This is a genomic window from Sphingomonas sp. (genome assembly GCF_025362505.1).
Classification (GTDB): Bacteria; Pseudomonadota; Alphaproteobacteria; order Sphingomonadales; family Sphingomonadaceae; genus Sphingomicrobium.
In genome coordinates, this window is sequence record NZ_JANYGG010000035.1 from 1 (window position 1) to 14,723 (window position 14,723).

Here is a 14,723-nt window from a genome sequence, read left to right on the forward strand (position 1 = left end):
AGCGTCGCTTCCATCTTCTCGTTCTTGGGCGGGAAGAATTCGAACGACACGCCGATGTCGCCATGAAGATCGGCGTAGAGCGGTTGGTCCGAGGTCATGCCGCCTTCACCTTCGCGTTGCGCGCGAGCTCGCTACGCCACAGCTTGATCGTCAGTTCGCCGCCCTTGAGCTCGCGAGTCTCGGCCAGCCGCAGCCCCGCCGCCGCGAGCCAGCCGGCGACCTGCTCGTCGGAGAAGCCGAGCCGGGCATGGGCATGATCGATGCGCAATTCTTCGCGCTCGTGCGGGGCGAAGTCGACGATCAGCAGCGCGCCGTCGTCGCTCAGCAACCGCGCGCATTCGGCGATCGCGCTGGCGGGGGCGGGGAGGAAGTGGAGTACCTGGTGGAGCGTGATCGTGTCGGCGCTGCCGTCGGCCAACTGGAGCGCGTTGATGTCGCCCTGGCGAAGCTCGTAGCCAAGCCCGTCGAGCTTGGCCCGCGCGAGGCGGAGCATTTCGGGGCTGCGGTCGATCCCGATCGCTTGGGCGGCGGCGGGGCCGAGCAGCTCAAGGATCCGCCCGGTGCCGGTGCCGATATCGACCAGCCGGCCGAGCTCGTTTCCCAATATCTCGGCCATCGCCGCCTCGACCTCGGCCTCGGGGACGTGGAGCGAGCGAATCTTGTCCCACTCGGTCGCGTGCGCCGCGAACCAGCGTGTCGCGGCGACCGAACGATCAGCCCGCACCGCCGCCAGCCGCACGCGGTCGGCGCGGGTCCAGTGATCGCCTTCTGCCCCGGCGGCGGCGTCGAGCAGGTTGAACAGCGGCAGCGCCAGTGCCGAGGGCGCGCAGGTCAGGAAGATCGAGCTGCCCTCGCGCCGCCTGAGCGCCAACCCGGCATCGACCAGCACCTTGATATGACGCGACACACGCGGCTGGCTTTGCCCGAGCACCTGCGCGATTTCGCCGACCGACAGTTCCATCTCGCGCAGTAGCTGCACGATCCGCAGGCGCGACGGGTCGGCAAGTGCGCGGAAGATGTCTATCAACGGCATGTGACGATATAAGGATGTCTTTATATGTCAGTCAAGCCAAGACCGGCGCGGCGGCGACCAACGATCGTCCGCGCGTCTTTTCGACGGGGGGCGGAAGCACAAGCTTGGCCTTGCCCGCCCGGCCCACTATGACCTGATTGAACCCGGGCTGTATTAGCTCTATATAACAGCTATGAGGAACGAGGCTGCCATGCCGAATAATGCGTTCGCCCGCCGGGCTATGATCGACAGCCAGTTGCGCCCGCAAGGCGTAACCGACCGCGCGGTGCTCGCTGCGATGGCCAGCGTGCCGCGCGAGGACCATGTCCCGGCCGAAGCGCGTGACTTCGCCTATTTCGACCGCGCCATCCCGGTCGACGGCGGCGTGATGCTTCCGCCGACCCCGCTTGCCCTGCTGCTCAACGCCGCCGCGCCCGAGCCCGGCCAGAAAGCGCTCGTCGTCGGTTCGGCGCCCGCCTACGCCGCCGCGCTCCTGCGCGCGATCGGGCTGGTCACGACCGAATCGAACGCCAGTGCGCCGATCGACAGCGCCGCCGGACCGTTCGACCTGATCCTCATCGAAGGCGCAATCGCCGATCTGCCAGCCAGCTTGTCCGACGCGCTCGCTCCCGGCGGCCGTCTCGTCACCGGGCTGGTCGAGAACGGCGTCACTCGCCTCGCCATCGGCCGCAAGGCTGGCGGCGGCGTCGTCATGACGAGCTTCGCCGACAGCGAGATTGCAATGCTCGCCGCTTTCACCCGGCCGCCCGCCTTCACCTTCTGACCGCTATCCCGTCCAAATACCGCACGAGTATATTCATGACCCGCCCGATCGCTACCGCCCTCGCGCTGCTCGCCTTTGCCGCCGCGCCAGCCTCGGCCGACTCGCTGCGCGAAGCGCTCGTCTCGACCTACAATGCCAACCCGACGATCACCGCCCAGCGCGCCTCGCTCCGCGCTACCGACGCCAACGTCGCCATCGCCCGCGCCGCCGGCCGGCCAAGCGTTGTCGGCACGGCGAGCCTCGGTCGGGATCTGACCCAGGTGGGCACGCTGCAGCGGGTCAGCAAGGGTCCGTTCCTCAATAGCGGGGTCAACCTCTCGGTGCCGCTCTATTCGGGCGGAAGCGTGCGCAACAGTGTCAAGGCGGCGAAGACCCGCGTCGATGCTGGCCGAGCCACGCTGCGAGCGGTCGAGGGCGACGTGTTCGTCGATGCGGTAACGGCCTATATGGACGTAATCCGCGACCGCGCGATCGTTGAACTCAACCAGAACAATGTCAGAGTCCTGTCGACCAACTTCGAGGCGACCGGCAACCGGTTCAAGATCGGCGACCTGACCCGCACCGACGTAGCGCAGAGCGAGGCGCGGCTGTCGCTGGTCCGGTCCAGCTTGGCTACCGCTCAGGGCCGGCTAACCGTCAGCGAGGAGAATTACCGTCGGGTGATCGGCAAGGCGCCGGGCGCGCTGCAACCGCCGCCGCCGCTTCCGCCGCTCCCGGTCAGTGCCGACCAGGCGGTGCAGATCGCGCTGCTCGGCAATCCCGACCTGATCTCGGTGCTGCGCCAAGCCGAGGCGGCCGGGATTGACGTCCGCACCGCGCGCGCGGGCCGGCTGCCGACGCTGTCGGGGGTCGCCGCGGCCAGTTATGTTCGCGATTTTTCCGGCGTCGCGGGCTTCAATCCCAACACCGGCCAGAGCAGCGCGCTGTTCGGATCGTCGACCTCGATCGGCGTCCAGGGGCGGGTGCCGTTCTACCAGGGCGGGCTCCCCGCCGCGCGCATCCGCCAGGCGCAGGCGATCGAGGGCCAGCTGCTCGAGCAGACGGTCGGCACCGAACGCGCCGTCGTCGCCACCACTCGCTCGGCATTCGCCACCTACCAGTCGGCGCTGGGCGCGATCACCGCCAACCAGACCGCTGTCAGCGCCAACACTCTCGCGCTCGAAGGCGCCCGCGCCGAACGAACGGTCGGCACGCGCACCGTGCTCGACGTGCTCAACGCCGAGCAGGAATTGCTCAACAGCCAGGTCCAGCTCGTCACCGCCCGGCGCGACGCCTATGTCGCCGGGTTCCAGCTGCTCAACGCGATGGGCCAGGCACAGGCCGATACGCTCGGGCTCGACGGCGGGCCGCTCTACGATCCGCTCGGCAATTACCGCCACGTCGCGCACAACGCCAACGACTGGGCCAACGATCGCAACCCGACCGCGGTCGCGACGCGGACCGTCGTTCCCGCCGAAATGCCGACCCCGGCAACGCCCGTGAACCCGGTGGGGATGACAGGACCCAATCAATAGGCGATAGGTTCGCCATGCAGGGCGCCCGCGAACCGTCGATGGAAGACATTCTCGCCTCGATCAAGAAAGTGATCGCGGAGGAGAAAGAGCTGCGCGCCGCCGCGCCGCCACCGTCCACGGAGCTCGACGACGAGGACGAAGACGTCCTCGAACTGGACCAGCCAATCGAGGCCGTGATCGCGGAACCGACCCGCGAACCGGTCGACCTCGGCCCGCCGCTCGCCTCGGAGCAAGCGGTCGACAGCAGCCGCCAGAGACTCGCCGCGCTGCAGGAGGTCGCCGCCGCCGCGCCCCCGCCGCCGCTCGTCAATCCGTTCGAGGCGATGGTCCGCGAGATGATCCGGCCGATGATGAAGGAATGGCTCGACGCGCATCTGTCGGACATCGTCGACGACCACGTCCGCCGCGAAATCGGCCGAATCACGGGCACGCCGATCAACTAGAGGGGATTGCGTTGGCCGGTGCCTTCGCTACTCCGTTGCGCATGAAACATATTCTTTTCTCAACCGCCGCGCTTGCGCTCACCGCCTTCACCTTTGGCACCCCGCTCGCCGCGCGGCCGATGACCGCCGCCGATATGCACATGATGCACCGGCTGGCCGATCCGGCAGTGTCGCGCGATGGCCGCACCGCGCTGTTTTCGCTGAGCACGACCGACATGACGGCGGGCAAGCGGAGCACCGATCTCTATTCGCTCGACCTGATCCGTCCCGGCGCGACCCCGGTCCGCCTGACCGCGACCCCGGGCGAGAATGAAGGATCCCCTGCCTTCGCCCCTGACGGCCGTTCGATCTATTATCTGTCGAGCAAGTCCGGCGTATCGCAAGTCTATCGCATGATGCGCGGCGGTAAGCCCGTCCAGGTCACGCACAGCAAGATCGACGTCAACGGCTTCCTGGTCTCCCCCGACGGCGCGAAGCTGCTCGCCTATGCCGATGTTGGCGCAGGCTGCGATCTCGCCGGCTGCCCGACCAAGACCGCGACTCCCGGTTCGGCCCGCGTCTATGAAAACAGCGGCTTCATCCGCCATTGGGATAGCTGGGCGACCCCGGGAGAGTTCAGCCGCTTGTTCGCGATCAACCTCGCCAGCGGCAAGGCCACCGCGCTCACCTCGACCCTCACCGGCCACGCGCCGGGCAAGCCGTTCGGCGGCAATGAGGAGCTCGCTTGGGCGCCTGACAGCCGATCGGTGTTCTTTACGATGCGGCAGGCCGACGCAGTCGAGCCGCGCTCGACTAACCTCGACATCTGGAATGTTCGCCTCGACGGCTCGACGCCCACCAACCTCACTGCGGGCAACCTCGCTACCGACACGCTGCCGAGCCCGTCGCCCGACGGCCGCACGCTTGCCTATGTCGCGATGGATCGCCCGGGCTACGAGGCCGACCGCCAGAAAATCCGCCTGCGCAATCTCGCTACCGGCGAAACGCGCCAGATTGCCGACAATTGGGACCGCTCGGTCGGCGAGCTGAGCTGGGCCGCCGACGGCCGCAGCCTGATCGTCGGGGCCGACGATACGCTCGAACACCCGCTGTTCCGCGTCGACATCGCCAGCGGCGAAGTGACCCGGCTCACACTCGATGGCCACACCGGCAACGCGCACCCGCTCGCCGACGGATCGGTGGTCTATACTAGCAACTCGATCATGGCCCCCGACGAGCTTTATCGCACCGACGCCGCTGGCCACACCACCGCGCTGACTGCGGTCAACCGCGACCTTCTTGCCCAGCTCGACCCGGTCACGCTCGACCGCTTCAATTTCACCGGGGCCAACAACGACCGCGTGTGGGGGATCAAGGTCAAGCCGGTCCGCAATTCGACCCTGCCGATCGCGTTCTTAGTCCACGGCGGGCCGCAGGGCAGCTTCGGCAATGACTGGTCGTACCGCTGGAACCCGCGCGTGATGGCGAGCGCGGGCTATGGCGTGGTCAGCGTCGATTTCCACGGCTCGACCGGTTACGGCCAAGCCTTCACCGACGCGATCCGCAACAATTGGGGCGGCTGGCCGCTCGAGGATCTCAAGGCGGGGCTCGCCTTCGCCACCTCACGCGATCCGCAGTTGCAGGCGGACAATGCCTGCGCATTGGGCGCCTCTTACGGAGGCTATATGATGAACTGGATCGAGGGGAATTGGCCCGACCGCTTCCGCTGCATCGTCCAGCATGACGGCGTGTTCGACGCGCGGGCGATGGCCTACGAGACCGAGGAACTGTGGTTCGACGAGTGGGAGCATGGCGGCAAGGCGTATTACGAGGACCCGCAGGCGTTCGAGCGGTGGAACCCGGTCAACCATGTCGCCAAGTGGAGCACCCCGCAGCTCGTCATCACCGGCGAAAAGGATTTCCGTATCCCCTACACGCAAGGGATCGCCGCCTACACCGCGCTCCAGCGCAAGGGCATTCCCTCGCGGCTGGTGGTGTTCCCGGACGAGAATCACTGGGTGCTCAAGCCCAAGAACTCAGTGCAGTGGTATGGCGAGGTGCTCGGCTGGATGAACCGCTGGACCGCGCCTGCGGCACGCTAGGTTGAGTATGGCGAGCGGGGCCGCTACCCGCTCGCCCATGACCGAACTCGCCAAGACCTTCGACCCCGCCGCGATCGAAGCCCGCTGGTACGCCCATTGGGAAGGGCAGGGGCTGTTCCGCCCCGACCTCCCCGACGCGATCCCGTTCACCATCGTCATGCCGCCGCCCAATGTCACCGGCTCGCTCCACATCGGCCATGCGCTCGACATTACGCTGCAGGATATCCTCGTCCGCCACGCGCGGTTGCAGGGCAAGGACGCGCTGTGGGTCGTTGGCACCGACCATGCCGGCATCGCCACGCAGATGGTCGTCGAACGCCAGCTCGACGCCGCGGGCAGGAAACGCACCGATTTCACCCGCGATGAATTCGTCGCGAAGGTGTGGGAATGGAAAGCCGAGAGCGGCGGCCAGATCACGCAGCAGCTGCGCCGGCTGGGCGCGTCATGCGACTGGGCCAACGAGCGGTTCACGATGGACGAGGGTTTCAGCAAGGCCGTCACCCACGTTTTCGTCGAGCTCCACAAACGCAGGCTGCTGTATCGCGACAAGCGCCTCGTCAACTGGGACCCCAAATTCCAGAGCGCGATCTCGGACCTCGAGGTCGAAACGCGCGAGGTGCAGGGCAAGTTCTGGACCCTGCGCTACCCGCTAGCCGATGGCTCGGGGTACGTCGAAGTCGCCACCACCCGCCCCGAGACGATGCTCGCCGACATGGCGGTCGCGGTCCACCCGACCGACGAGCGCTACACGGCGCTGGTCGGCAAGATGGTCAAGCTGCCGATCACCGGGCGCGAGATACCGATCATCACCGACGAACATGCCGACCCCGAACTCGGCTCGGGCGCGGTCAAGATCACCCCGGGCCATGATTTCAACGATTTCGAGGTCGGCAAGCGCGCCGGGTTCAAGCCCGGCGACATGCTCAACATGTTCGATGCCTCGGCAAAGGTCGTCCAGTGCGGCGGCATCCCCGACGAACTGATCGGTCTCGACCGCTTCGAAGCACGCAAGGCGGTGGTCGATGCCCTCGGCGAGGCGCTGGTCAAAGTCGAAGACCGCACCATCGCCACTCCGCTTGGCGATCGTTCGGGCGTCGTCATCGAGCCGTGGCTGACCGACCAATGGTATGTCGACGCTGCGACCCTCGCCAAGCCCGCAATCGAGGCGGTCAAGTCCGGCGCGGTCAAGGTCGTGCCTGAGAGCTGGGCCAAGACCTGGTTCAACTGGCTCGAAAATATCCAGCCCTGGTGCGTCTCGCGGCAGCTGTGGTGGGGCCACCGCATCCCGGCGTGGTTCGACGAGGACGGCGAAATCTTCGTCGCCGAGACCGAAGAACAGGCGCAGGCGCTGGCCCCGGGCAAGACGCTCCGCCGTGACGAAGACGTCCTCGACACTTGGTTCTCGTCCGCCCTCTGGCCGTTCGCGACGCTTGGCTGGCCGGAGCAGACGACCGACCTCGCCCGCCATTATCCCAACGACGTGCTCATCTCGGGCTTCGACATCTTGTTCTTCTGGGACGCGCGGATGGCGATGCAGGGGATCGAGTTCATGGGCGCGCCCCCGTGGAAGACGCTCTATCTCCACGGCCTTGTCCGCGACGCCCACGGCCAGAAAATGTCCAAGTCGAAGGGCAACACGGTCGACCCGCTCGGCCTGATCGATCGCTACGGTGCCGACGCGCTGCGCTTCACGATGGCGGCGATGGAGAGCCAGGGCCGCGACATCAAATTGGATGAAAAACGCGTCGAAGGCTACCGCAACTTCGCCACCAAGCTGTGGAACGCCGCGCGCTTCCTTCAGGGCAATGGCGTCGGCGCCAGCACCACGCTCGCTGCCCCACCGGCAGCCCTGCCCGTCAACCGCTGGATCATCGGCGAAGTCGTCGAGACGCTGGCGAAGATGGACCAGGCGCTGGCCGACCTCCGCTTCGACGAAACCGCCAACGCGATCTACCAATTCACTTGGGCGACCTTCTGCGACTGGTACGTCGAGTTGGTTAAAGGCGGTTTCGACGACGAGACCCGCGCCGTCGCAGGCTGGGCGTTCGACCAGATCCTCGTCATGCTCCACCCGCTGATGCCGTTCATCACCGAGGAGCTGTGGCATGCGATGGGGGTGCGGGATTACGATCTCATCGTGGCGCAGTGGCCGGCTCCTAAGGCATCCCGCGACACACATGCTGCCGCTTCAATGCAGGAAATCATAAACCTCATTGCGGAGGTCAGATCCGTTCGTTCCGAATTCAATCTGCCTTGGTCGGAGATGTTGCGGCTGCAGTTTGCAGATGATGACATTTCCGCTCGCACAAGCATGTTTGAGCATGCGGCAGTTTTTACGAGAATGACAAAGACGCAGATGTTTCAAGGTAGAGCTGGTTCGTTTCCCTACAACGAATCCCCGGAACCATTTAACACGATGTTTGTAGGGGATGAGAAGGGCATTCAAATCGTCGTTGATGGCCGAAGCTACATTGTAGTTGTCCCGGATACGATCGACCTCGACGCCGAACGCGCCCGCCTCGAAAAAGCGATCGCCGTCGCCGCCAAGGACCGCGATGGCCTCGCCTCCCGTCTCGCCAACCCCGCCTTCGCCGAGCGCGCCAAGCCCGAAGCGGTCGAGAAGGCCCGCGCCGACCACGACGCCCGCGCCGCGGAGGTCGAGCGTCTGAGCGCGGCGCTGGCGCGATTGGGGTGAACTAATCCCCTCCCTCTCAAGGAGGGGTATCGAGATAACTGCTTAAATTGCCGGAGATGACCACACCGCCCTTGCAGATAACCCCCAAAAAATCGCTTGTCATTGCGAACGCGTCGCATTAGCGAGACTTACGTTGATTCCGCCGGGGCCTTGCAGACCTATGAAATTTACATTGAATGCCGTCGCACTTGCCACATCCATTCTGATGGCGCCGCAGGTCGCCCATGCGGACGAGAATGTCTTCGCCTACAGCTACGGTAGCGAAACTCTGCCTAAGGGTGGAACCGAAGCCTATCTCTGGGCGACCGATCGGCGCGGGAAAGACCGTGGGTCTTACAACGCCCAAGATTACAAGTTCGAGCTCGAGCACGGATTTTCGGATCGTTTTCAGGCCTCGGCCTATGTCAATTTCATCTCGCACCACATCAGTGGTCTCGAGCCAGAGCTCGAAAATCAAGATCGCAACTTCGCGTGGAATGGGATGCAGGCCTCATTCAAATATGCCTTTACCAGCCCCTACAAGGACGGCATCGGCGTCGCGCTCTATGTCGAGCCCGGCTTCGCGCGTTACGGCAAAAAATCAGGCGAACGGGCCAACCAGGTCAGCCTGGAAACCAAGCTTCTCCTTCAGAAAAACTTTATGAACGATAAATTGATCTGGGTCGGCAATGTTACCGCCGAGCAGGAGTTCGAACATAAAGGCGGCGGTGACTGGGAGTCGGAGTTGGAATTCGAACTGTCCAGCGGCCTGGCCTATAACGTCGCCCCTGGTCTGCATCTGGGCGCGGAAGGGCGCTACACGGCGGCCTATGAGAATTTCCCCAACGAATTCCATCGCTCCGACTATGCGATTTTCTTTGGCCCGACGGTCCATTATGCCACCCGCAAATGGTGGGCGACATTCAGCTATCAGCCCCAGATTAGCGGCGGTCCCAAGGTTCGCTCAAACTCGCTCAACTTGGCCGACTACGAAAAGCGCGAAATTCGCCTGAAGCTTGGTTATAACTTCTAGCCGATGACCAATTCCTCTTCCTGGTACGCGATGATCCCGGTGGCGCTCGTCGGAACGGCGTCACCGGTCCAGGCTACTCAATATCTGAGCGTCGCCCAAGCACAGCACCAGATGTTTCCCACAGCGTCTGCCTTCGTGGACCGCACGCTCCTGCTCAGCCCTGCGCAACGCAAGGCGGTCGGTAAGGCGGCTGGCATTGTCCCTGGTCCGACGCAGCCCGTTTGGGAAGTTCGTGCGCCATCCGGCCGACTGGGATGGTTGTTCGTCGATCGCGTGACGGGCAAGCATGAATTGATCACCTACGCGCTTGCCCTTGATGCTTCCGGCGTAGTGCGCGGACTTGAGATCCTCGATTACCGCGAGACCTATGGCGGCGAAATTCGTAATCCGGGATGGCGTCAGCAGTTCGTCGGCAGACGGGCAGGGTCTGCAATCCGGCTGGGAGCCGACATTCGAAACATTTCTGGGGCGACGCTCTCGTCGCGCCACGTCACGGATGGAGTGCGGCGACTGCTGGCAACGTTCGACCTGCTGCTGCGGGCCTGAAGGTTGAGGCGCTGTCGACCGTGGCTTGGCACGTTCATCGAAATCGAGTGCGATCGATTGATCGAGGCTGACGCAGGTTTCGCTGCCATTGAGGAGATTCATCGGCTGATGAGTGCCCATGACCCTGCCAGCGATGTCAGTCGGATCAATTGCGGAGCGCACCGTGAGGATGTAGCCGTAAACGCGACAACGGCAGACGTCCTGCGATGCGCAATGCGCTGGGCCGAAGTAAGCGACGCTGCGTTCGACATTGTCAGCGCCGGTCGGCGGTCGCTGGCACGGGGAGCCCTGCCACGGCATCCCGGCCAACCATTGCCGGATCCTTTCGCGGACTGGAGAGCGGTCAGGATTAATGGAAACAGTGTCAGGCTCGATCGGCCAGCGTGCCTTGATCTGGGCGGCATCGCCAAGGGCTATGCGGTTGACAGGGCAATCGATGCGATGCGCGAGGCCGGGGCAATGCGCGGGCTAGTCAACGCAGGTGGCGATCTTCGCGTCTTCGGTGACCATGCTTGGCTCGTCATCGTTCCCGATCCCTCGTCTCGTCAGCCGCTTGTGAGTACCAGGATTATGAACACGGCGCTTGCAACCAGTGCCGGATTGCCCGTCGGACCAAGCCACCTCGATTTCAGCCATCTTCGCCGTTCAATGCACAATTGGATGTCCGTCACCGTTTGCGCCCCCACTGCGTGCGATGCTGACGCCCTGGCCAAGATCGTCTGGGTAATGGGCCCAAGGGCCGAAATACTGGTCCGTGATCATGAAGCCGAGGCGTTTGTTATCGAAAGCGATCAGTGTATCCAGCCCCTGTGGGCGGCAAAGGCCATCGCATGACGGGTGACGACCGACCGACCCGACTGTCCCGCTGGCAAGAATGGTCAATCTACTTGAGTCTCGGATTGATTCTCGCGACGGGGATAGCGTGGCTGTTGCTTGACTGGTTTGTTCGCGTGCCTAGCGAATTCGGTCCTGAACATCACCCCGCAGAACATTGGTCGATCGTCGCCCACGGAATTGGCGCCTATTTTTTTATGGTAGTGCTCGGCTCGCTCATCCCAGTGCATATCAAGCTGGGCTGGATTCTTGGTCGAAATCGGTTGAGCGGTTCGGCGCTGGCTGGAAATATTCTTGTGCTCTCTCTTACGGCGCTTGGCCTTTACTATGTGAGTGACGATATTTTAAGGAATTGGATCAGCGTTACCCACTGGAGTCTAGGGCTGCTCGCCGTGCCAGCCATTCTGTTTCACGTCCTCCGAACTCGGTGATAGCGATCAATTAATTTCCGCTTTTCATCCGTGGCTACTGCGGCAAAAGCGCGCCGCCGCTTTCTAAAAGGGACCGGGCGCCTGAGCGCGGCGCTGGCGCGACTGGGCTAGCGCGCCGTCCTGTTCCTCAAGTGGCGCCGCGACCTCGATCGCACCGCGCGCGACGCTCACCGTTACCGGGGTCCGTGCAGTTACCTCGCCGTCGATCGAGATATTCAATCGCGGCCGCGTCTCGATCCGCATTTCGCGCCCGCGAAATTCGGTCACCGTCTGCTCGCGCCCCGACAATTTGAAGAGGATCGCAAACCAGCTCCACGCCAGCCCGGCGACGCTCTTTCCGGTGACCGCCTGGACGACGATCTCGCCGCTATCGAGCTCGGCACTCTCGATCATTTCCGCCCCGCCGTGGTGCGTCCCGTTGGCAATCCGCACCTCGGTCGCCCACATCCGCTCGCACTTGCCATTGTGGGTCACGGTCAGGCGGAATGGTTGGAACTTGACGGCACAGCGCAGCGCCCAGCCGAGGTAGCCGACCCGGCCGAGATAGCGTTTCAGCTTGTGCGGCACCGTTTCGGCAATCATCGGCGACAGCCCCAGGGCCGCCGCGTTGACGAAATAATCGCCATCGATACAGCCAAGGTCGATCCTCCGCGCACGACCGTTGGCAATAACCTTGATCGCGCCGTCGAGATCGAGAGGAACCCCCAACGTCCGCGCGAAGCTGTTCGCGGTTCCCAGCGGCAGGATCGCGAACACCGTATCCTGGCCAAGGAAATGATCGACACTAGACGACAGCGATCCGTCGCCACCGCCGACAATAACCATCGGCGCGGCCGTGATCGCCGCGATCATCACGCTGTCCATCTGCGACGGATCCTCAACCGCGTGAGAGTCCAGCAGCCGAACTCCCGCAGCGGCGAGCTTCGAGCGCGCCTCGTCGAACGCCTCGCGCCCTTTGCGGCTGTGCGCGTTGACGACCAGAATTGCCTGTTTGGGCAAGGGGCGGGGGAGGGAGCGGCTGGGCACGCAAGCATAATGATCGGCGGCGGCTTTCTTTCCGCGCCATCCTCGCGCTAAACCATCCACCATGTCACAGCCCACATTTCCCGCCATGCGCATGCGCCGCGGCCGTTCCGCCCCGTGGATCCGCGCCATGCTCGCCGAGCATCACCTGACCCCGAGCGACCTTATCTGGCCGTTGTTCGTCGCCGAGGGGCAGGGCGCGGAGGAGCCGATCGCGACGCTGCCCGGGGTCAGCCGCTGGACCGTCGACCGCCTCGCCGACCGCGCCCGCGAAGCACGCGACCTCGGCATCCCGTGCATCGCGCTGTTCCCCAACACCCCGCCGCATCTGCGCTCCGACCGCGGCGAGGAAGCGCTCAACGACGACAACCTCATGTGCCGCGCGATCCGGACGATCAAGGATGCGGTGCCCGAGGTCGGCATCCTCACCGACGTCGCGCTCGATCCCTACACCGCGCACGGCCACGACGGGCTGGTCGACGAAGCCGGCTATGTCCTCAACGACGAGACCACCGAGCAGCTCGTCGGCCAGGCGCTCGCCCAGGCCCGCGCCGGCGCCGATATCGTCGCGCCCTCGGACATGATGGACGGCCGCGTCGGCGCGATCCGCGCCGCGCTCGAAGCCGACGGCCACCGCAATGTCGCGATCATGGCTTATGCCGCGAAGTACGCCTCGGCCTTCTACGGCCCGTTCCGCGACGCGGTCGGATCGCGCGGGCTGCTGAAGGGCGACAAGCGCGGCTACCAGATGGACCCGGCCAACGGCGCCGAAGCCCTGCGCGAAGTCGCAATGGACCTCGCCGAGGGCGCCGACATGGTCATGGTCAAGCCCGGCCTCGCCTATCTCGACGTGCTGGCGCGGGTGAAAGACCGCTTCGGCGTGCCGACCTTCGCCTATGCCGTGTCGGGTGAATATGCGATGATCGAAGCCGCCGCCGCCGCCGGAGCGGGCGACCGTGATGCGCTGATTCTCGAGACCTTGATGGCGTTCAAGCGCGCCGGCGCGACCGGCGTCCTGACCTACCACGCGCGCGACGCCGCAAGGTTGCTCGCCACTTGAGCGAGGCGCGCGGCGCCCTTGACCTGATTGCCTTCCGGAAAGACCCATGACCGATACCGTCACCACTACCGACCGCCTGATCCTGCGCGACTGGCGCCTCGACGACGAAGCGCGTTTCTACGCGATCATGAATACCGCGCCGGTGATGCGCTGGCTCGGCGGGGTGCAGACCCCCGCGAAATGGCACGCCGCGTTCGAGCGGATCGCCGGCTTCCAGCGCGACTTCGGCCACACCTTCTGGATCGCTGAGCGCAAGCCAGACGGCGGCCACCTGTCAGGCGAATTGCTCGGCTTCTGCGGCCTCAAGCGGGTCAACGCGGGCGGCACCGACCTCACCGGCCAGCACGAGATCGGCTGGCGGCTGCGTGAGGCTGCGTGGGGCCACGGCTATGCCACCGAAGCCGCAATCGCCAGCCTCGACCTCGCCTTCACCCGCTATGCGGCGCCGCACGCCGTTGCGCTGACCGTCGCGGGCAATGACGCAAGCCGGCGCCTGATGGAAAAGCTCAGGATGACCCGCCGCGCCGACCTCGACTTCACCGATCCGCGCTATGGTCCCGAGCTCAACCCGACGATCGTTTATCGCATCGAGGGCAAGGAATGGCTCAGCTCCCGATCCGGGCATTGAGCGCGTCGATCTCGCGCCGCTGGGCCTGGTCGATCGCGGCCGCTTCCCGCGCCGCCGCCTGAATCGCGGCAAGCTCGGACGTGCCGATCCCGCCACTGGCCTTCACCGCTGCCGCCGCCAACGCATCGATATCGCTCAGCGCCATGGGCGTCGCCGCTCGCGCCGCCTCGAGCGCCGACAATGACTGCTGCGCCGAGATCCAGCTCTCGCTCTGTGCCGGTCCGGCCGCCGCCGCCGCGCGCTGTGCCGGGCCGAGCATCGCGCGGAACGCCGCCTCGCCAGCCCGCGCCGCCGCCAGATAGTCCGCAATCCGCGCGGTCACCGACCCGCTCAACCGCCGTTCGACCAGCGCCTGTTCGACCGGCAAGCGCGGATCGATCGCCTCGGCCGCGCGCGGCGCCAGCGAGCGTGGCGAGATCTTCGGCGCGGAACAGGCTCCGACCAGAGGCAGGAGCATCGCGACGAGCAGGACAGGGCACTTCATTCGCTCCGTCTAGGATCGCGGCGGCCCGCGCGCAATCGCGCCGCTGCGGGGTTGCGCGCTCCGGAAAGCCCCCCTATGTGCCAGCCCTGCCGCGCGCCCGTAGCTCAGCTGGATAGAGCATCAGACTACGAATCTGAGGGTCGGACGTTCGAATCGTTCCGGGCGCGCCAATTTTC

The 14,723-nt window shown here is 65.1% G+C and carries 14 protein-coding genes, 1 tRNA gene and 1 pseudogene; 12 read left to right on the forward strand and 4 right to left on the reverse strand.

The annotated features are described in order from the left end of the window. Together Q0R27_RS02835 and Q0R27_RS02840 are read right to left on the reverse strand one after the other, a co-directional pair. Positions 1–98, reverse strand: a pseudogene (locus tag Q0R27_RS02835) (methylenetetrahydrofolate reductase [NAD(P)H]); the annotation flags it as partial. After that, entirely contained in the window at positions 95–1,033 is a 939-nt protein-coding gene (locus Q0R27_RS02840) for a metalloregulator ArsR/SmtB family transcription factor (RefSeq protein ID WP_293940704.1), read from the reverse strand. The pseudogene Q0R27_RS02835 and the gene Q0R27_RS02840, both read right to left, overlap by 4 nt. Positions 1,034–1,223: 190 nt before the next feature. Between Q0R27_RS02840 and Q0R27_RS02845 the strand changes: the two genes are divergently transcribed. The 9 genes from Q0R27_RS02845 (at position 1,224) to Q0R27_RS02885 (ending at position 11,352) form a co-directional block, all read left to right on the forward strand. Then, positions 1,224–1,796, forward strand: coding sequence for a protein-L-isoaspartate O-methyltransferase (locus Q0R27_RS02845; RefSeq protein ID WP_293940706.1), 573 nt, complete (start codon positions 1,224–1,226; stop codon positions 1,794–1,796). 35 nt (positions 1,797–1,831) lie between these two features. Then, positions 1,832–3,310, forward strand: a complete 1,479-nt coding sequence (locus Q0R27_RS02850; RefSeq protein WP_293940708.1) for a TolC family outer membrane protein — start codon at positions 1,832–1,834, stop codon at positions 3,308–3,310. 14 nt (positions 3,311–3,324) lie between these two features. Next, positions 3,325–3,753 (forward strand): DUF2497 domain-containing protein, encoded by a 429-nt coding sequence (locus tag Q0R27_RS02855; protein WP_293940710.1) that lies wholly within the window; start codon positions 3,325–3,327, stop codon positions 3,751–3,753. A gap of 41 nt (positions 3,754–3,794) precedes the next feature. Next, positions 3,795–5,834 (forward strand): S9 family peptidase, encoded by a 2,040-nt coding sequence (locus tag Q0R27_RS02860; RefSeq protein ID WP_293940712.1) that lies wholly within the window; start codon positions 3,795–3,797, stop codon positions 5,832–5,834. A 37-nt stretch (positions 5,835–5,871) separates the two neighbouring features. Then, positions 5,872–8,529, forward strand: coding sequence for a valine--tRNA ligase (locus Q0R27_RS02865; RefSeq protein ID WP_293940714.1), 2,658 nt, complete (start codon positions 5,872–5,874; stop codon positions 8,527–8,529). Between the two features lie 172 nt (positions 8,530–8,701). Continuing rightward, a complete protein-coding gene (locus Q0R27_RS02870; protein WP_293940716.1) occupies positions 8,702–9,541 on the forward strand; it encodes a DUF6662 family protein in 840 nt (279 codons plus the stop codon). Between the two features lie 3 nt (positions 9,542–9,544). Further along, complete coding sequence (locus Q0R27_RS02875) at positions 9,545–10,087, forward strand: FMN-binding protein (RefSeq protein ID WP_293940718.1); 543 nt, start codon at positions 9,545–9,547, stop codon at positions 10,085–10,087. Between the two features lie 3 nt (positions 10,088–10,090). Then, on the forward strand, positions 10,091–10,921 hold the full coding sequence (locus Q0R27_RS02880; protein ID WP_293940720.1) for an FAD:protein FMN transferase: 831 nt from the start codon (positions 10,091–10,093) through the stop codon (positions 10,919–10,921). After that, positions 10,918–11,352, forward strand: coding sequence for a hypothetical protein (locus Q0R27_RS02885; RefSeq protein ID WP_293940722.1), 435 nt, complete (start codon positions 10,918–10,920; stop codon positions 11,350–11,352). Before Q0R27_RS02880 ends, Q0R27_RS02885 begins: the two co-directional genes overlap by 4 nt. 63 nt (positions 11,353–11,415) lie before the next feature. Here the strand turns inward: Q0R27_RS02885 and Q0R27_RS02890 are convergent, their stop codons facing one another. After that, positions 11,416–12,378 (reverse strand): YegS/Rv2252/BmrU family lipid kinase, encoded by a 963-nt coding sequence (locus Q0R27_RS02890; protein WP_293940724.1) that lies wholly within the window; start codon positions 12,376–12,378, stop codon positions 11,416–11,418. Between the two features lie 61 nt (positions 12,379–12,439). Between Q0R27_RS02890 and hemB the strand changes: the two genes are divergently transcribed. Both hemB and Q0R27_RS02900 read left to right on the forward strand, forming a co-directional pair. Beyond that, on the forward strand, positions 12,440–13,435 hold the full coding sequence (gene hemB / locus Q0R27_RS02895) for a porphobilinogen synthase (RefSeq protein ID WP_293940726.1): 996 nt from the start codon (positions 12,440–12,442) through the stop codon (positions 13,433–13,435). A 46-nt stretch (positions 13,436–13,481) separates the two neighbouring features. Next, complete coding sequence (locus Q0R27_RS02900; protein ID WP_293940728.1) at positions 13,482–14,063, forward strand: GNAT family N-acetyltransferase; 582 nt, start codon at positions 13,482–13,484, stop codon at positions 14,061–14,063. Here Q0R27_RS02900 and Q0R27_RS02905 read toward each other — a convergent pair. Next, entirely contained in the window at positions 14,041–14,547 is a 507-nt protein-coding gene (locus Q0R27_RS02905; protein WP_293940730.1) for a hypothetical protein, read from the reverse strand. The genes Q0R27_RS02900 and Q0R27_RS02905 overlap by 23 nt on opposite strands. 93 nt (positions 14,548–14,640) lie before the next feature. Here Q0R27_RS02905 and Q0R27_RS02910 point away from each other — a divergent pair. Beyond that, positions 14,641–14,717: transfer RNA gene (locus Q0R27_RS02910), tRNA-Arg, on the forward strand. Positions 14,718–14,723 lie beyond the last annotated feature (6 nt).